The organism is Spirosoma panaciterrae DSM 21099, assembly GCF_000374025.1.
In the GTDB taxonomy this organism is placed as follows: Bacteria; Bacteroidota; Bacteroidia; order Cytophagales; family Spirosomataceae; genus Spirosoma; species Spirosoma panaciterrae.
Genome location: NZ_KB893199.1, coordinates 20,983 through 38,208 on the forward strand (window position 1 = coordinate 20,983; position 17,226 = coordinate 38,208).

Annotated in this window: 22 protein-coding genes; 8 read left to right on the forward strand and 14 right to left on the reverse strand. The window is 49.8% G+C overall.

The window, feature by feature from the left end; genetic code table 11:
• Positions 1 to 83: 83 nt before the first annotated feature.
• The 12 genes from B153_RS0123520 to B153_RS0123575 form a co-directional block, all read right to left on the reverse strand.
• The gene (locus tag B153_RS0123520) at positions 84 to 503 is read right to left on the reverse strand and encodes a hypothetical protein (protein ID WP_020599204.1); all 420 of its coding nucleotides are present in this window, start codon (positions 501 to 503) and stop codon (positions 84 to 86) included.
• A gap of 6 nt (positions 504 to 509) precedes the next feature.
• Positions 510 to 1,190: a hypothetical protein gene (locus B153_RS0123525; protein ID WP_020599205.1), complete on the reverse strand. Its 681-nt coding sequence runs from the start codon at positions 1,188 to 1,190 to the stop codon at positions 510 to 512.
• A gap of 1 nt (position 1,191) precedes the next feature.
• Positions 1,192 to 1,635 carry a hypothetical protein gene (locus B153_RS0123530; RefSeq protein WP_020599206.1) on the reverse strand — a complete coding sequence of 148 codons (444 nt, stop codon included), beginning with the start codon at positions 1,633 to 1,635 and terminating at the stop codon, positions 1,192 to 1,194.
• Between the two features lie 19 nt (positions 1,636 to 1,654).
• A complete protein-coding gene (locus B153_RS0123535) occupies positions 1,655 to 2,065 on the reverse strand; it encodes a hypothetical protein (RefSeq protein WP_020599207.1) in 411 nt (136 codons plus the stop codon).
• A complete protein-coding gene (locus B153_RS0123540) occupies positions 2,058 to 2,321 on the reverse strand; it encodes a YfbU family protein (RefSeq protein ID WP_020599208.1) in 264 nt (87 codons plus the stop codon). The genes B153_RS0123535 and B153_RS0123540 overlap by 8 nt, the downstream gene beginning before the upstream one ends.
• A complete protein-coding gene (locus tag B153_RS0123545) occupies positions 2,296 to 2,640 on the reverse strand; it encodes a hypothetical protein (protein WP_020599209.1) in 345 nt (114 codons plus the stop codon). The genes B153_RS0123540 and B153_RS0123545 overlap by 26 nt, the downstream gene beginning before the upstream one ends.
• A gap of 2 nt (positions 2,641 to 2,642) precedes the next feature.
• The gene (locus B153_RS0123550; protein WP_020599210.1) at positions 2,643 to 6,095 is read right to left on the reverse strand and encodes a toprim domain-containing protein; all 3,453 of its coding nucleotides are present in this window, start codon (positions 6,093 to 6,095) and stop codon (positions 2,643 to 2,645) included.
• Positions 6,046 to 6,384 carry a CHC2 zinc finger domain-containing protein gene (locus B153_RS35720; RefSeq protein WP_020599211.1) on the reverse strand — a complete coding sequence of 113 codons (339 nt, stop codon included), beginning with the start codon at positions 6,382 to 6,384 and terminating at the stop codon, positions 6,046 to 6,048. The genes B153_RS0123550 and B153_RS35720 overlap by 50 nt, the downstream gene beginning before the upstream one ends.
• Positions 6,371 to 6,685, reverse strand: a complete 315-nt coding sequence (locus B153_RS0123560) for a hypothetical protein (protein WP_020599212.1) — start codon at positions 6,683 to 6,685, stop codon at positions 6,371 to 6,373. The genes B153_RS35720 and B153_RS0123560 overlap by 14 nt, the downstream gene beginning before the upstream one ends.
• A 163-nt stretch (positions 6,686 to 6,848) precedes the next feature.
• Positions 6,849 to 7,223, reverse strand: a complete 375-nt coding sequence (locus B153_RS0123565) for a hypothetical protein (protein WP_157634803.1) — start codon at positions 7,221 to 7,223, stop codon at positions 6,849 to 6,851.
• Positions 7,205 to 7,648 carry a hypothetical protein gene (locus B153_RS0123570; protein WP_020599214.1) on the reverse strand — a complete coding sequence of 148 codons (444 nt, stop codon included), beginning with the start codon at positions 7,646 to 7,648 and terminating at the stop codon, positions 7,205 to 7,207. Before B153_RS0123570 ends, B153_RS0123565 begins: the two co-directional genes overlap by 19 nt.
• Before the next feature lie 40 nt (positions 7,649 to 7,688).
• On the reverse strand, positions 7,689 to 8,015 hold the full coding sequence (locus B153_RS0123575; RefSeq protein ID WP_020599215.1) for a hypothetical protein: 327 nt from the start codon (positions 8,013 to 8,015) through the stop codon (positions 7,689 to 7,691).
• A 96-nt stretch (positions 8,016 to 8,111) separates the two neighbouring features.
• On the opposite strand from B153_RS0123575, the gene B153_RS37110 reads away from it, so the two are divergent.
• The 6 genes from B153_RS37110 (at position 8,112) to dnaK (ending at position 14,791) form a co-directional block, all read left to right on the forward strand.
• Positions 8,112 to 8,447, forward strand: coding sequence for a helix-turn-helix domain-containing protein (locus tag B153_RS37110; protein ID WP_020599216.1), 336 nt, complete (start codon positions 8,112 to 8,114; stop codon positions 8,445 to 8,447).
• An 826-nt stretch (positions 8,448 to 9,273) separates the two neighbouring features.
• Positions 9,274 to 9,759: a hypothetical protein gene (locus B153_RS0123590; protein ID WP_020599218.1), complete on the forward strand. Its 486-nt coding sequence runs from the start codon at positions 9,274 to 9,276 to the stop codon at positions 9,757 to 9,759.
• A 253-nt stretch (positions 9,760 to 10,012) separates the two neighbouring features.
• The gene (locus tag B153_RS0123595) at positions 10,013 to 10,639 is read left to right on the forward strand and encodes an AlbA family DNA-binding domain-containing protein (protein ID WP_020599219.1); all 627 of its coding nucleotides are present in this window, start codon (positions 10,013 to 10,015) and stop codon (positions 10,637 to 10,639) included.
• A 49-nt stretch (positions 10,640 to 10,688) separates the two neighbouring features.
• Entirely contained in the window at positions 10,689 to 11,621 is a 933-nt protein-coding gene (gene hemF / locus B153_RS0123600) for an oxygen-dependent coproporphyrinogen oxidase (protein WP_026262394.1), read from the forward strand.
• A 212-nt stretch (positions 11,622 to 11,833) separates the two neighbouring features.
• Positions 11,834 to 12,679, forward strand: a complete 846-nt coding sequence (locus B153_RS0123605) for a class I SAM-dependent methyltransferase (RefSeq protein WP_020599221.1) — start codon at positions 11,834 to 11,836, stop codon at positions 12,677 to 12,679.
• 186 nt (positions 12,680 to 12,865) lie between these two features.
• A complete protein-coding gene (dnaK, locus tag B153_RS0123610) occupies positions 12,866 to 14,791 on the forward strand; it encodes a molecular chaperone DnaK (protein ID WP_020599222.1) in 1,926 nt (641 codons plus the stop codon).
• Between the two features lie 236 nt (positions 14,792 to 15,027).
• On the opposite strand, the gene B153_RS35730 is transcribed toward dnaK, so the two are convergent.
• Both B153_RS35730 and B153_RS0123620 read right to left on the reverse strand, forming a co-directional pair.
• The gene (locus B153_RS35730) at positions 15,028 to 15,375 is read right to left on the reverse strand and encodes a hypothetical protein (protein WP_211221706.1); all 348 of its coding nucleotides are present in this window, start codon (positions 15,373 to 15,375) and stop codon (positions 15,028 to 15,030) included.
• Positions 15,376 to 15,453: 78 nt separating this feature from the next.
• Entirely contained in the window at positions 15,454 to 16,032 is a 579-nt protein-coding gene (locus B153_RS0123620; protein WP_020599224.1) for a DUF4142 domain-containing protein, read from the reverse strand.
• 184 nt (positions 16,033 to 16,216) lie between these two features.
• Here B153_RS0123620 and parS point away from each other — a divergent pair, with 184 nt between their 5' ends.
• Both parS and B153_RS0123630 read left to right on the forward strand, forming a co-directional pair.
• The gene (gene parS, locus B153_RS0123625; protein ID WP_020599225.1) at positions 16,217 to 16,600 is read left to right on the forward strand and encodes a type II RES/Xre toxin-antitoxin system antitoxin; all 384 of its coding nucleotides are present in this window, start codon (positions 16,217 to 16,219) and stop codon (positions 16,598 to 16,600) included.
• Positions 16,600 to 17,049 carry an RES family NAD+ phosphorylase gene (locus B153_RS0123630; protein WP_020599226.1) on the forward strand — a complete coding sequence of 150 codons (450 nt, stop codon included), beginning with the start codon at positions 16,600 to 16,602 and terminating at the stop codon, positions 17,047 to 17,049. The genes parS and B153_RS0123630 overlap by 1 nt, the downstream gene beginning before the upstream one ends.
• Positions 17,050 to 17,226: the final 177 nt, after the last annotated feature.

The window sequence follows — 17,226 nt, forward strand, 5'->3', positions numbered from 1 at the left end:
CCCATAAGACAACGACGCACCTGATACAGCCGGGCGGTGGCCCTCGCTGCGGATGGAAATGATTCATAAATGGTCAGGGATTGTTAGGTGGCCGCTTCTTCTGCGGCCTTTTCGAAGCTGATTCGGATCTGATTATAAAACCTGCCTTTCGGGCCATACTTGCGCCTTATGGCATTGTCCGGCCGATCGTGCGTTAAGTGGCAGACTGGACATAAAGCCATCAGATTCCAGAATCGATTATTGTTAATGTCATGATCCAGATGAGCTACTCCGATATTGACCTGCCAGGGCTTTTTGTCGACAGGAATATTGGCAGATAGATCCTCGCCCGTTTTTTCTAAATAATCGAGCAGCTCATCGCCTGTCCAGAATCGATCATCGATCCAGTAGCCCCATACCTTATCCGCTACCCTACACCGCTCGCACCGGTGATTGGCCCGTTTGAGGATCAACCTGCGAATCAGCCTCCATTTGGGGTGGTATAGTTTGTAGTTGACAGGCATAGGGCGTTACTCACTCAGACTAATCATGGCGTAGATCGTGACGGGAACTGCACTGGAGGCAATGGTCAGCGTCTGGTGGTCATCGAGCCATTGCAACTGAATACCTTTCACGTTCAGCTTGTCTGCTTCCAGGTAGTAGAGTTCCTGATGCAGCTTCTGCTGAAAATCCTCCAGGGTTGGCAGCTGATGCAGGGTTTCGCCTTTTGTCCAGTGCCAGGCCGTCATCAGAAGCTGATTCAGGGCATCGTCGTCTACCCGTGGCAGGTTGGATGATAAAAGTCTGAAGTGAAACCGAGGACCGACCTCATCAGCAGGAAATACAGCAGACTGGGCAAAAATGGCTTCCTGTTCCCGCTGCCGATCTGCTGGCGTTTTCGGCGTTAGTTTTCCCGTCGTCTCGATACCAAACAGGATCAATTGGTAAAGTACCTGATAAGGAAAAAACTTGGTTGCTGTAACAGTGTCGTCGCTGTGATCCCGTCGCTCGGCCTGCATGCCCCCATCCGTATGCAGGTACAGGGAGAGGGTCCCATCGGTGAGTATGAAATAATTACCATCGGTACCCACAAAAGTTTCCAAGGTGTTCTCGTTCGGGACGTAACCAAACGCTTTGGCAAACAGGGCCTGGTATTCGACCATCACCAGATCGGTTAAACTACGTTTTTGAGTGAGGTGTGCGGCTTCCATCTTACTTGTCTGTTTTTTTGCGTTTTAAGATGACCTCGATAATAGAGCTGCTTCCAAACCCTGACAGCCCGCTAAGCCCAGATAGCCCGCCAAATAAGGAGTCCGTAGTGCGATTGAGCGTCACCTTCATCAGCGTCGTCATGAAGTGTTCAAAAACGTGATTGACGATTTCAGATTTCATCAACAAGTCGGCTGTGGTTCGGCTAGGGCAAAATTCATCCGCTTTAATGGCCAGCCTTTTTATGAGTTGATTGGGGTGGGAATCATCCTTGAGATTCTCAAAAAACTCACCTACTACGAGGATTTCAGCGATGTACCGCAGCAGGCATTTTTCCAGATTTTGTAAAGTTGGATTCGCATCGAAGGTGTTGAACTTACCTTTTTGAGGTGATTCATCAATGATGTACTGTGCTAATTGATACGGGTTCTCGGTTTGATTAGACATAATAAATTGGTTTTAAAGGTCAATAATTGCTTTGTGTTGGACGGATTTGTAATTCGGTCTTAATGGCCATCACATGCGTTTGCGCATTGGCTTTATCCCAGTTGGTCTGCGGATTTTCCGAGCGCGGTTTAAGGATCGCTAACAGCTTGCTGAGCATAGGTCTGCTCATCTGGGCGTAATTCTGCTTTTCTAAATCAAAGTGGCTCATGGGATGAATCGGAAAGAAGAGAAAAACAAACTGACGGTTCCGCCACTGGTTAAGCCGGTATAAGGCTTTTAAAAAACCTTTGGGCAGATAGGGGAGCATATAACGTTTGGTACGTCGATAGCAGGCGATACCGGGGTAGAGCAGGATAGCCACCAGGATGGCTAGTTGCTGCACGGAATTAGCGCGCGTTTCTTCCCGCCAACTGAATTCGGGTTCATGCATAGCGCACCTCCTTCTGGCCTGGCACATCAAGCCACTGATAGAGCCTTTGGGCCAGCCCTTCAGCCTCCGATTCCTCGAAGCTTTCCATTTTTTCAAGGGCGGTTTCTTTGGCCGCAAAAACTACGCTGGTCGTTGCCCGGACGCCACCGCGTTCGATGATCGTACTGAGCCGGTACCCCCCTTCGTCGTTGTCCCAGTCGATGAGCAATAAAACCTGACCCTGGGAGGTGTCAAGAAGCCTGGCGAATTTTTCCATTGTTTGGTTTGTGATAGTCCCTGGGTGTGAGTCCCTTTACCTGCCGGACTGTTTGCGGGGTAAAGAGGGTTAAGACGTCATTGTCAAGCTGATCCTGAAGCTCTTCGGCACTAACTTCCTTGTCAACCAGATCCGCCGTGTCGAATAGGGTGAACCCCACGATTTTGTAATGCAGAAAATTGGAATTGGGAACGACAACCGGCTTTTGCCAGATCCGCCGTACCACGTAGCCACGCCGTGGTTTGTCTGGATCATCCGGGGGCCTGGTGATCAGAATATCGGTCTGGGTCAACTGGTGAATTGTGGTTCGCTCTGCCATAGTTAAAAGCCCTCCTGGCCTTTTTGAACGGGTGAAGAAAATTCATCGGAATAGCCATTGGCCAGGGTTACGGGTTTGTCCAGCGTCTCGGCCGTCAGCACATCGAGCTGGCGGGTGATCACGTCTTGATTGCCATTTTTCCAGCTTTTCTCGCTGTACTTACCCATTACCTTCCAGCGGCTGCCGATCGTTAGATCCGTCAGGCTAATGCGGATTTCGTCGATAAAGCATTTGACATTGTATTGCACGGTGGTCAGATTGTTGGTTTCGGTAACCTGAAGCGAGAATTCAACCTTGGGGCCCGTAGCCAGCGGATGGATTTTAAAATCCTTATTAACCAGACCTGTATAGGTCTTTTGCTCCAGATGCTCTTCCGGCGTCTCCATCGCCTTCTCCAGGGAGATGCCGGTTTTCTCGCTCAGCAGATCATAGTTGATCACCAGCGCATTCGTGTTCTGATATTCCCCGCCTTTTCGGGAGAAATACGTCTTGCCGTTTTTGCCCAGGTAATACTTCTGCTGCTGGATGTAGGTGCTTAAGGTCTGCTCCGAATGGGGTTTTTCACTGGACTGCTTGCGCAGGTTTTCTGCGTACGGCCGGTGCACATTGCCCATACGCAGGTACAGGATCCGGACGGGCTTGTCGAAGGTGATCGTTTCTTGTTTACCTGCCGATGAGGTGATTTTAGCTTGTAGGCTGGTTTCGATTTTATAATCCCAACCCTCAGTAATATCCCCCCGTCCAAGTAAATACTCCAGCATGCCCCAGAAGCCCGTCAGTACGTCGGATTCGTGCATTTGCGACTTCATTTCCTGAATCAGATGCCGGCCGTAGTTCCAGAATTCAGTCCGGCTCATCGGCCATTGGATACTGGTGGCCAGCACGTCATAAATGGCTAGCAAACAGACGATATTCTGAAATGTGCGGGTTTCATACGGGATTTCCCGCTTCTCCAGATCGTGAAAAAACTCGTCACTCACCAGCCGGAAGGTTTCACTAAACTCTTTCTCGAGTTTGGGGCGAAGGGGTAGCAGTTCACTTAAAAGGCCATTAAGGCCTGCCTGTTCCCACTGCCGGAGCTGGCTGTAGTTTTTAATTTCCTCGGGCGTAAAGGGATCATCCTTCCGATTATTGAATTCAAATACCAGACTACGGCTCAGAACCGCTCCGTCATCGCCGGTGGCCAGGTACTGCCCGACAATGATGGGGGTGCAGTTGACACTTTGCTCTTCGGTCTGGTATTTGTTGTCCTTACTTTGCCGGGAACGTCCCTCATTATCCCAGGCGGCTTTAAAGGCGGTCGGCACAAAGGATTCTACCCGGTTGACATCAAACTCGTTGAACACAAACGGACAATTGCGGTAGCGGGCCAAGGCCGTCCAGAAGGCGGCCAGCGTCGGCTGAGCGCCCAGGTTCATGGGTTTCATCAGATCACCATTGGCATCTTTCCCGGAAAAAAAGACGTACAATAGACTTTCGGCATAGGTCGATTTCCCCGAGTCTTTAGGGCCGTAGAAATACATCAGGGGGATTTTGGCAATCTTTTTAACGATGTCCTTGAACAGGGTGGCCACCACGAACGTAACGCCGACCATAGCCCGGTCTCCATACACTAGTCGAAGCTGCTCACCCCACTGCCGAAAGGTCACTTCCGTTGTTCGCCAGCTTAAGTAACGGTCGTGCTTATACGCATCATCTTCCTGCCGATAACTATGATGGGTCGGGGAGAGCGATGGTGAATAGAACGTCTGGTTGTTTACCTCGACGATGCCGTGTTCATTGAACTTCTCCAGATGTCCATTGAATACCACGTTACTGAAGGCAAAGAACCCTTCCGGTTGCCAGCCCAGTGTTCGGATCGGAAAAGCGGTTGGTGTTTTGGCCAAAAGCTTATTGACGATGCGCTTGAGGTGCTTCCGCTCAAAATCCTCTTCGACCGTATAGTAGCCCAGATCGGTCAGGGTTTGTTCGAAGGAGGTCATACCCGTTAGCACCTTCGAATCCAGTTCGGCATATTCCTTTCGGAATCCATTGTTGAATTCGACCAGTCGCCGGACGTGTCCCTGCTCCTTAATCAGATACAGCGGGGTGATCACGAAGTTGGTAATGGGCGAGGTCGAAATGCCATTGTAACCAGGGAAATAGTAGCCCGTTTTGTCGGGTTGTTCGGTATTGATGTGCTCGGCAAATCCCCAGTAATAATAGTCTTTCACGTTCACCCACTCGGGCATTTTGTCCGGATCGTTTTCCTCCGAGGATTCCCCTTTTTTGGCCTTACGGGCCGTTTCGATGGATTTACGAAGCGTCCGCTTGTTCCAGGCGAACTGTTTGCTGAGCCGTTCGATGTAGGCATCGACGTAGGTATCATCCCGGACGCTGGCCACGATGCTGATGAGCTGCTTCTGGGCCAGTACTTCATCGTCCACTTCTTCCTGATTCAGCCAGCGAGTGGCCAGATCCATCAGCCCATCGACGGCTTCCTGCTTGATGATACCGGTCAGGTCCAGTTTGCCAAACCGTTTGAACAGCTTCCCTTTTTCCTCCGGCAGTTTACAGGCCGGGCCGTCTACCGGCTGGCTCTGTTCCGCCAGTTGGGTTTGGTCGCCGGGCTGAAGCATTAAAAACGATTGCACCCACGAATCGGCATCGACCTTTGCCAGTTTGCCTTCTTCAGCGCCTTCGGGTTGAGGGAGCCGGAACACCCGAACGCGCAGGCCTGCACGGAGTAATTTTTCGGTATCCTTTTCGAGTGCTTTTTGCCCCGATTCGTTCGGGTCCACGTCATAAATCAGCGTAATCAGGTCGCAATGATCAACCAGCCATTTTAACTGAGGATCGGTTAGGGCTGACCCCTGTTTACCCAGCGTGTTAATGATCGAAGCCCGGTGCAGGGCAATCACATCGAAGGGGCCTTCGGTCAGGGTGACCGTCCGGGTCCTCAGAATTTCGGTCAGGGCCCGGTTCATGCCAAAAAAGAGTTCTTCCTTCTTGAAGAGGATGGTGTTGGCCGTATTGAGGTACTTGGGAAGCTCCTGGCCTTCCTTGTTTGTCTGCACCCCGACACTGCGCCCCGAAAAACCCGATACCCGCCGATCGGCATTGTAGATGGGCAGCATGACCCGGCTGTTGAACACGTCGTAATGCCGGTTGTTGTGATCGCGGCAGGCTCCGATGGCTACCGCCTGATCGAAGGCCTCCAGCTTTTTGACGGCATCGGTTAGAAAGCGCCAGTTTTCGGGGGCATAGCCTACGTTCCAGGCATTGATCTGGTCGGCGTTAAGCCCCCGTTTGCCATGCAGATACTGCGTAGCAGGGTGCTCGGGTAAGGGTAACACATCCTCCATCAGGTGCCGGTGGTAGCGCTCGGCCACCAGAAAATTAAGTTCGTATAAGTCGTTGAGACTGTCATAGTCGTTTTCCGAAGAATCGGGATTTAGGTCTGGTACTGGATTCATACTCGACAGTATCATTAAGTCGGCCGGCTAGAAATTCGACGGCTTCCGGGAAATCAAGATTTTTAAATTTTTGGACAAACGCCAGTGCATCACCTGCTTCACCGCAGCCAAAGCACTTGTAGATCTGCTTGAGGGGATCTACGTTGAAGGAGGGGGTCTTTTCGTTGTGGAAGGGGCAGCACCCCAGGTATTTGCTGCCCGCTTTTTTGAGCGGAACGTGAAAGGCCTGAATCAGATCAATGAGGTCGGTTCGGTCTTTGACCCGCTGGACATACTCAGCTCTGATCATGGGGCTTATCGGCTTGCATGAACTGGTTGATCTCCGTTTTTAGCTCATCCTGGGCGAGCATAATGATGCCCATCAGGTTGCCCAGGTGAAGGGCTTTTCGGCCACTGGAAGCCGGAAATCGGTTAGGATGCATCAGTAGTAGCAGTTGCTCCCGGAATTTATCCAGTAACCGCTGGGCTGTCATCAGATCAACCAGCACGTCGGTATGGGCTTCCTCCAGACTTTCCTCGCCCGTCAGGTAACTGGTTATACCCAGGGGTTGGCCGTTCAAATAGGCCAGTAAAATGCGTTCAAGTGTCATGTCCGGTCTTTTGTTTTGGGGGAATTGGGCCCCTTGGGAACTAGTTTGCGTGGTTCTCATGCTGATTTCGTAGGTTTGCACCTTGGCGCATTCTTCAATCAGGCATGCGTTAATCTTAGATGATTTTTATTCAGCCCGACCGCCCTGCGGCCGGGCTGTTTTATTAGTCATTACAGCCGTAGCGGGTTTGCAGCAATCGCCAGATGGTATCGGCAATCTGGCGTAACTCCCGTTGCTGAACCTGGGCCAGATAGAATTCGCTTAGCGGCAGCTGAGAGAGGGCCACCTGATCGAAATAGTGCTTATGGGCATACTCCAGCTGGTCGGCCGCTTTTGCCAGGGTGAGGTCATCGAGTTCTGATAACTGATCGGTTTTGTAGCGGGTAACAATGTCCTCGATCTGGCTACGGGGCGTAGTTGGCTGCATGAGGGATGCGGTTTGAGTGACTGTCCAAACGGAGAGAATGGCTGTGCCTATCAGTAGGATGGCTGCAAGTATGAGTAGTACCGGCAGATGGGTTAAGACGATTTTTTCCATGTCCAGAAAGCATTAAGGGTGGTAAACTGTAGGGATGTGTAGTTCTCTACAACGTGCGAGACATCCAGCAGGGCCTGATAGAGATGCTGGGCGGATACGTCAAAAAATGGACTGGTTTTATCCCGGATCAACTGGTATTTCTGCATAGCCAGGTAGTCGCTTAGCCTGCGTTGCTGGTCGGCATTCATGGCAATCGTGCCGGGTTCGGTCGGAACCAGAAAGCTGATCACCATCAGGTCATAGACTTTGCCCGAGGAGGGATCGATCACGCCACCGTAGAGTTGCTTGTCGATGAGTCGGCGCACCAGCGGCAGCGCATCGGCCGCTTCATGTTCGTAGGTGACGGCGACATCCCGGAACGTATTGGCCGGAGTCGAATGGGCGGGTTGGCCCGCTGGTCGAATGGGGAATCGGAACAGGTTCATGTTAATCTTAGATGTATTTGAAAAAAATGGGAATGCGTTGTTAGTGAGGGGTTATTAACTTCTGGCGCTTCATGACTTTGGCCAGATCGACTTTCGGCGGCCGGATTCGTTCCATGATCTGAACGGCTTTGGCCATCACCTGCAGACGGGCGCGTCCGGCCTGTACCCGTTGAAGCAGCAGTACGCCGGCTGCTCCCCCGAACAGGGGATCTTCCTGGGCTAGGGCATCGGCCATTTCGACAAAACTCCTGAATTCCTTATACGCTACTTTGTACCGCTCATGCCAGTATTCTACCGTTAGTTGGCGCTCATCAACCGCTGGGGCAAAACCCCCGGTAGGGGTTTGTTTTTGGGGTACCTGTCCCATACTTTTACATGTAATGTTTGTCTTGTCAAAAATAACATTACAAATGTAATAATTGAATTATAACTTTTAAGAAAAAGTAATAAATAATTTATACAAATGGGTTCGTTTGCGTCTAGGCTGAAAGAACTTAGGAAGAGTAAAGGGCTGAGCCAGGAGGAATTAGCCGAAAAAGTTGGCGTCAAAAGTGGGAAGCAAACCATCTCCAACTGGGAGAACGAAAAAACTGAGCCAACCCTGAGCGACATCCGTAAAGTTGCTGAAGCGCTGGAAACGACCTTGTCGTATTTGATTGAAGGGGTAGAGCCCGCTGTTGCCGTAGGTGAACCAAGGGCAGGGTACATCAGTGTACCGATGGAGGAGTTCATTGATCTTCAGCGCCGGGTTATCAAGCAGATGGACGAGGAGCGGGATAAAGCCGGGAATGATAAGTGAAGCAACGCCCTTTCCAGCGTGAAGGGATTCTTGAAGCTTTAGGACATGCAGAACCCGCAAAGGTTCCGCTATATATATAGGTATAAAAAATTGCTGCTTGATCACCTAAGCATGGCAAAAGGGACTTGCCACAGCAGCAAGCGAAAAATGCGTTTACGGGCCTTTTTAGGGCATTCGGTTGGTTGTTCAAATCCCTCCGTCTCCACAAACCCCAAAAACAGTTTGTTTTTGGGGTTTTTTATGGAGTAAACTTTAGCCCTCATTTATTGCTGTTACCTCAATCGATACAGAGCCGTATCCATAAAAGCAGTTTTGCTGCAACGTAGTAAAAACAGATCGACCTTATGCCAGGTGATAGTCCGCTGTCTGGAAATCGACAGGGTATTTTTTCTAGTGAATTAGGGAATTAGTAGGCGTAAAGAAATCAGTGGCCTCAGAGAGTTATCTGACTGATTTACTGAATTTGCATGACTATATGTAAATGCAATAGATAATAATGCGATATCAATCCGGGAAAATGTACAATCGAATGGCTTCTGTGTAAGGAAATAGTATTCTGGTCGGCGTATCATGACGTATTTGGTAGCTCGAAGGGTTGTTCAAAAAGTGACGTTTTAAAATCAAACAGACACCCTGAATCGTATAAATTTAAAAACTGTTTCTGCATAAATTGATGCATAGTTTCCTGTTTTTTATCAGCAGGCAGGTATAAAAGTTACGTTTTGAAGTTTGTATATAAATTCTTCTGAAATGAATTTGGTTTTTTCGCAAATAGACTCACTATATTTGCGAACGGACAATACGAAGACAATAAATAGATTATCGAATGAAAGCTAAACAAATTCGATTCTTCTCTCTCGACGAGAACAGCGAGGCTAAAAAAACAAAAAAGAAGAGTGCAGTAAAATCTGCGCCGGTCACAGGATATATTTCCCCGGCGGGTAAGGTTGTTTTTCCGAATAAATCGGCTGTCCAATTAGGCATCGATACGGAGAATAATCGATTTAAAGTTGGCACTCAGGATGGCAAGCGGAAAATCAAATCGCTTTACCTGATTCCCGATACAGGCGAAGGCGAAGAAGCGTTTACTCTGGAAAAAGCTGCTAAAAGTTATAGCCTTTCTCTGCCATTTATTCTTCAGAAGGGAGGAATCGATTTTGGTGAGACAAAGTATACGTTTTCAGTAAAACCTTTTGATTATGAGGAAGGTGTGACTGGCTATGAACTAAAACTGGCTAACCAGAATCCAAAGCCTGAATATACCGGCAAACCTCGTGGACGGAAACGTCAAAATCCAGTTGCTGACGAATAGTCAGACGAATTGGCCTGAATGGCTTAGCGTATCCAGGCTCTATTTAGCATATAAAAAAGCGGACACATCGTCCGCTTTTTTACTAACCGGGCAGTTAAAAAAATAGCGGCCAGGCTCACGATGTATCAGGAAATAAAGCAGGATCAACGTTTTATTTTTGTTGTATCGTTGGCAGAATACGGCCCATCAGGAATGTGTTGAGATGACGCCTGTTTCCTGGAAAACAACCTGACAATTGATGCGTTTTTGATGTATGACTCGCCATGAACTTGATGAACTTATCCAGCAGGGAGAACACAGCCGATTGGAATTTAAACGGCAGTTATCCTCAGCAGCACAAATTGCCCGAACCCTCGCTGCGTTTGCGAATACATCCGGAGGTACGTTATTAATTGGTGTAGCCGATACCGGAAAACTAATAGGGGTTTCATCGGAATTTCGGGAAATTGCTACCCTTGAAGAAGCTACGGATCGGTTTATTGAACCTGCCTTGAGCGTTAGTTATAAAACGTTGGCACCCGATGGTCGTATCGTGCTCATTGTTACGATTTTAGAAAGTGATGAAAAGCCACATTACGTCATTCAGGATAAAACAAAACGAACCATTTATGTACGTGCCAAAGATAAGTCCGTTCCGACGAATCAATTGATTCACGTTTCTCTACCGGCTGATGCCGAATTACTTCAGTCGCCCACCGTACGAACGTTACGTCAGTATTTACGGAAGAACGAACACATAACCGCCGACCGTTTTGCTAAACTGGTTAATATTTCGTCGTATCGGGCCAGTAAATTACTGCGTCAATTAGCGGATCGCGGATTCCTGTTACTTGTTGATAAATCGAGGCCGGTTCGGTATGTGTTGAAACAGGGAGAATAATTTAGGCAACCTGTGGGCTCATACGCTGGTCTTAGCGAACTTTGCCACTATGATAACAGCTAGTGCAATTACCAAAGAAACGATAGTCCACTTTTTCATGGATCTTCAGGACCGTATCTGTCAGGCGCTGGAAGCGGCCGACGGAACGGGACGTTTTCGGGAAGATGCCTGGGAGCGGCCGGGTGGGGGCGGAGGCCGCTCGCGGGTGCTGAGTGAAGGGGAGGTGATTGAAAAAGGGGGCGTTGGCTTTTCAGCCGTACAGGGCGAAGCAACGGCCGCCACCCTGAAAACCCTGAATCTGACTGAGCCGGCTGATTTTTTTGCCACGGGTGTGTCCATCGTTCTGCATCCCCGAAATCCGATGGTGCCGATCATCCACATGAACGTGCGGTATTTTGAGATGAGTACCGCCACCTCCGTTGTAGGACAGAGCTGGTTTGGGGGGGGCATCGATTTAACCCCACATTACGTGGTGGATGAAGATGCCCGCTGGTTTCACCAAACGCTGAAAACCGTTTGCGATCGCCACAACCCAACCTACTACGATCAATTTAAGCCCTGGGCCGACAATTATTTTTACATCCCCCATCGGCAGGAAACACGGGGTATCGGGGGCATCTTCTTCGATTACCTGAAACCCACCGACGATGCGCACAAAGCGGCTCTATTTGCTTTCGTTCAGGATGTGGGGAATGTTTTTGCCCCTATATATACCCATTTCATGGCGCAGAATCGTGGTCTGTCATTTACCGAACGGGAGAAAAACTGGCAACTGCTTCGCCGGGGGCGCTATGTGGAGTTTAATCTGGTCTGGGATCGGGGTACAAAATTTGGCCTGGAAACCAACGGACGTACCGAATCGATACTGATGAGCATGCCGCCACAAGCCAACTGGATTTATGATTATCAACCTGAGCCTGGTAGCCCGGAGCAACAAACCCTGAATCGACTGAAAAAAGATATCGACTGGGTTAACCGATAAATTATACGGAAACGCAACGACTGACCAGGCAGCTGCGTATTGGAAAAAAAGCTTTATTACATGGTTCGAAAATGCCGGTTCCAATGGGGCCGGCGTTTTTTTTTGACCGTATGGGACAGCCGGTAAGTGGGCGGAGCAGCCGCTAACTCAATTTAATGGATAAGGCTTACAGTCAGTTGCTTAGCTTTAGTCATCACAAAACACAAACGAATATGCCAACGGTTGAAGAAGGGATTCGAATGCAGCAGCGCGCGTTGTGGAATCAGTTTGCGCCAGGGTGGAAAAAATGGGATGAGTTTACCATGCAATTCCTGAAACCGATGGGCGATGCGATTATCGATGCGCTGGCTCTTACCCCTACGGATACAGTACTCGATATTGCTACCGGAACTGGGGAGCCTGGCCTGACCATCGCATCATTGGTCACGAAAGGAACTGTGATCGGTACGGATCTGGCGGAAGACATGCTTAGTACAGCTCAGGCAAAAGCGCAGGCAATGGGGGTATTGAATTACCAGACCCAGTGGGCCGATGTCAGTAGCCTGCCGTTTGACGACGCTCATTTTGAGGCTGTGAGTTGCCGGATGGGATTTATGTTTTTTCCGGATATAGCGCTGGCTGCCAGCGAAATGGCCCGAGTACTCAAACCGGGTGGTCGTGTGGCTACCTCGGTCTGGGCAAGCCCTGAGCAGAATCCCTGGATTAGCCTTCTGATGGGTATCATCAACCGGAGATTACAATTGCCTGCTCCATCTCCAGGCATGCCAGGAATGTTTCGCTGTGCTAAACCAGGGTTGATTGCGGGTTTTTTCGAAGCAGCCGGACTTAAAGAGGTTACAGAAACGCCTGTTGCCGGGGTGGTGACGTACCGGGATGTAGACGAATATTGGGCTAATAAAACCGAAATAGCGGCTCCAGTGGTCAATGCGCTTAAACAGGCCGATCCTGCCGCTGTGGCCCAGATCAAAGAAGAGGTATCGGTTCGTTTACAGGAGCAATACGGGCGTGGACCGCTGGCCGTTCCTTTCGGTACGCTGATTATTAAGGGTACGAAATGAAAAGACTGACGGTCTGCCACGATTTATCGACGGACTTGATCAGAAAGCGACATTCTGGCCCTCAAGGGTCGTTTAATCTGCCAATCTGACAGCAATTCAAACAATTTTCCCGGCTGGCATTTGTATTGATAGATAGGTCATGTCTGTCAGTTATTACACAGCTTTCTAAAGAAACTAAATCCAGTTATGGGAAAAATTATTGGTATTGACTTAGGCACCACGAACTCGTGCGTGGCCGTGATGGAAGGTAACGAGCCGGTTGTAATCCCCAACTCCGAAGGAGCCCGGACAACCCCCTCGGTCGTTGCATTTATGGACAACGGCAACGGCGAACGCAAAGTAGGCGCTCCTGCCAAACGCCAGGCCATCACCAACCCGAAAAATACAATCTCTTCGATTAAGCGCTTCATGGGAAAACGCTTTAACGAGGTAACCAACGAAGTTAAGAACGTATCGTATGAAGTGCAGAGCGGTCCCAACAGCACCCCACGGGTTAAAATTGGTGACCGTCAATATACTCCTCAGGAACTTTCGGCGCTGATTCTGCAAAAAATGAAGCAGACGGCCGAAGATTATCTGGGCCAAACCGTAACCGAAGCCGTGATTACGGTTCCGGCTTACTTCAACGACGCTGAGCGCCAGGCTACCAAAGAAGCGGGGCAGATCGCTGGTCTGGACGTAAAACGGATCATCAACGAGCCAACCGCAGCCGCCCTGGCCTATGGTCTGGACAAGACGAACCATGACCAGAAAATTGCTGTATTTGACCTGGGTGGTGGTACGTTCGATATTTCGATTCTGGAACTCGGCGATGGCGTTTTCGAAGTAAAATCGACCGATGGGGATACACACCTTGGTGGTGATGATTTCGACCAGGTGATTATCGACTGGCTGGCCGATGAGTTCAAGAAAGACGAAGGCATCGATCTGCGTCAGGACCCAATGGCCCTGCAACGGCTGAAAGAAGCGGCCGAAAAAGCCAAAATTGAACTATCAAGCTCGAACGCAACAGAAATCAACCTGCCCTACATCATGCCGGTGAATGGTATTCCCAAGCACCTGGTACGTTCGTTGAGTCGCGCTAAATTCGAGCAACTGGCCGACTCGCTGATTCAGCGGAGTCTGGAGCCCTGCCGTCGTGCGTTGAAAAACGCGGGTATGTCGGCCGGTCAGATCGATGAAGTGATTCTGGTAGGTGGTTCGACCCGGATTCCGAAAGTACAGGAAGAGGTTGAAAAACTGTTTGGCAAGAAACCATCGAAAGCCGTTAACCCGGATGAAGCCGTGGCCATTGGTGCCGCTATTCAGGGTGGGGTGTTGACCGGCGAGGTGAAAGACGTACTGCTGCTCGACGTGATTCCGCTGTCGTTGGGTATCGAAACCATGGGTGGTGTGTTTACCAAGATGATCGATGCCAACACGACCATTCCGACCAAGAAAACGGAAACTTACTCGACCGCTTCCGACAATCAGCCGAGCGTAGAAATCAACGTGTTGCAGGGTGAGCGCCCGATGGCGGCTCAGAACCGGCAGTTAGGCCGGTTTATCCTGTCCGATATTCCACCTGCTCCTCGTGGGGTACCACAAATTGAAGTAACGTTCGATGTGGATGCCAACGGTATTCTGCATGTAACGGCTAAAGATAAAGGCACGGGCAAAGAACAGAAAATCCGGATCGAAGCATCGAGCGGGCTGACGGAAACCGAAATCAACCGGATGCGTGAAGAGGCTAAAGCCAACGAGGCTGCCGACAAAGCTGAGCGGGAGAAGATCGAGAAAGTCAACCAGGCCGATTCGATGATCTTCCAGACTGAGAAACAACTGAAAGAGTACGGCGATAAACTGTCGGAAGGGAATAAGTCGGCCATCGAAGCGGCATTGACTACCTTGCGTACAGCACACGGTTCGCGTGACGCAGCCGCGATCGATAGTGCGATCGAAGGACTGAACGCAGCCTGGTCGACGGCTTCGCAGGAATTATACAATGCTACCAACGGAGCCGGGGCTAACCCCGCCGATGGGGCCGGTTTCGGCGGAAATGGCAACGGAGCCAGCCAGGGCGAGCCTGCTGGTGACAATGTCTCCGACGTTCCTTATGAAGAAGTGAAGTAAATATGAACCGCTCTGGCGGCCCGGCAGGATTTATCCGATTTTTCTGATTGACCTGAATTTGCAAAAGCCTCTGCCCGAAAGGGTAGAGGCTTTTGGTTTCTATACGGGGCCTCCAATCCCGTGTTGTCGGCTCCAGGCTGTATCGATGGGTGTCCGTTAAAAACAAACAGGCTAAAACCAGATGCCTGTTTCGGGTTGACATCTGGTTTTAGCCTGTTCAATTGATATAAATCCGTTTAGGGTTGCCGCCTTCGGGTCGATTTGTGGCTTGTAGAAGGGGCCTGATAAACCGAATCTGCCGATGGCCGGGCATGGGCTGGCTGCGACGATTCTGGTGCAGGCGATGAAGCCCGGTTCGGTTTTGCGCCCGGAGGAACAAACAAATACCCTCGCTGAGACCCTTCGTCGGCAATGGTCATGCTGGATGCGCTGGTTTCGGCCGGGCGTCGGCCACTGGTCTCATACCCTGTGCCCGTTGAGGCCGTCGAACCGCCACTGCGTCCGCCTGTTGTCGACTGAGCCCGGGTTGGCTTCGACAAAAGCAGACACACGCCTAAAGTCATACAAATTCCAATTGATTTCATAGCCTGTGAATGAAAAGAACCCGTAATGATCCAGAACGACCATTACGGGTATTGAGCAAGATAAAGCGCGTTCTCAAATTACTTCATTGCCTTATCGATGGCTGTGATGGCATCCAGGTGCTTCTGTAGCGTTGGCAGCGTTTTAGTGGCGAAGTCTTTAACGGCTGGATTCGTTTTATCATCTTCGGCCGCTTTCTTGAAGGTATCAATATCTTCTTTATGGTCATCAACCATCATACTCACGTATTTTTTATCGAACTCTTTGCCCGACAGTTTGGCCAGATCGTTCACATGTTTCTGTTCGTCTTCACCGAGTGTCGTCGGGAGGGTTATGTTCTGGGTAGCGGCAATATTTTTTAGTTCATCATTGGCCATGGAATGATCTTTTACCATCATGGCCCCGAAATCCTTTACATCTTTGCTGGCGGCTTTTTCCTGAGCCAGTCGGCCAAGTTCGACCTCCATCATGCCCCCACTGGCGGCTTTTACGGCAAATTCTGTGGTTTGCTCATCCTGACCTGTACCCGCGTCTTCTTTGGCCTCATTGGCATTCTCCGCGTTTTCAACACTGTCCGTACTTTCCGATTTTTTACTACTGCATGCCTGAAAACTGAGAGTGCTCACAGCCAGTAATACCATTAAAGTTACCTTTTTCATACCGTTATTGAATTTATTGAAAATGAAATAAAAGGCAGCGGAAGTACCCCCGAAGGCTAATACTGCCCGATCGATTCATGCCTAGACAACTCGTCAGAAGCTATTAGGTTTGCACTATTTGAGGGAGTGGCGAATTGTTGGACAAAATTCTGTGTTTACAAGACAAAATTCGTACGTTTGTCTTATGAAACCTTTAGACCGAACAGCACTCGTTTTTTCAGCCCTCAAGGGGGTTCCGGCAACGCGCTTTTTTGAAATAGCCGACCTGAGCGGTTATAAACGCGAACAACTGGCTGAAGTGTTCGATACCTCGCTAAAAACGTTTCAGCGGTATGAACGTGAAAAAAAGAAACTGAACCCGCAGGACAGTGAGAAAGTGCTCAAGATTATGGCCCTTTTTCAAACGGGTGAGTCGGTATTTGGATCCGCAGCGGCTTTTCGCCGGTGGATGGATAAACCTGCCTATGGATTAGGAAATCAGGTTCCGTTCGATCTGCTGCATACCTCCGGCGGTATTGACCTGATTCTGGATGAATTGATTCGGATCGAATATGGGGATCTGGCCTGATGCGGGTGTATCGAATTACCAAAGCGGCCTACGCCAGCCGTCTGGTGGCCTCAGGTGGAGCAGCTCGCTGGAATAGTCGTGGGCAGTTCGTTATTTATACCGCAGCCAGCCGGGCACTGGCTTGTCTGGAAAATGTAGTACACCGGAGTGGGGAAGGGCTTCTGGACGATTTTAGGGTGATGGAGATCGAGGTTCCCGACTCTATAGCGATAACGGTGATCCGACCGGAAACATTAGCCGAAAACTGGTTTGACTTTCAGCAGTACGATAGCTGCCAGCAGATAGGAGGGGAGTGGCTCCGGAAAGGGCAGACGGCTCTACTAAAAGTGCCATCGGCCATCATACCGCACGAAGCCAATTACCTGATCAATCCAGCCCATCCTGACTTTTCACAAATTAATCTGGTACGTACCGAGCCCTTTCTATTCGACCCCAGAATTAAGTTGTAGTACGGGGGCCAGGCAGTAGCCTGGCCTCAACCAATAAAATCCCCCGTGTAGCAGTCTTTATCAGATAGCAGGGTTGATTAGCCAATTGCCTGTTAATCAACTCCTGAAAGCCAGTCGCCAGGGGACATAGTTTTGGTTAAAAAAAGTATAGGTTTTAGTTGAAATAGAATTGTATTT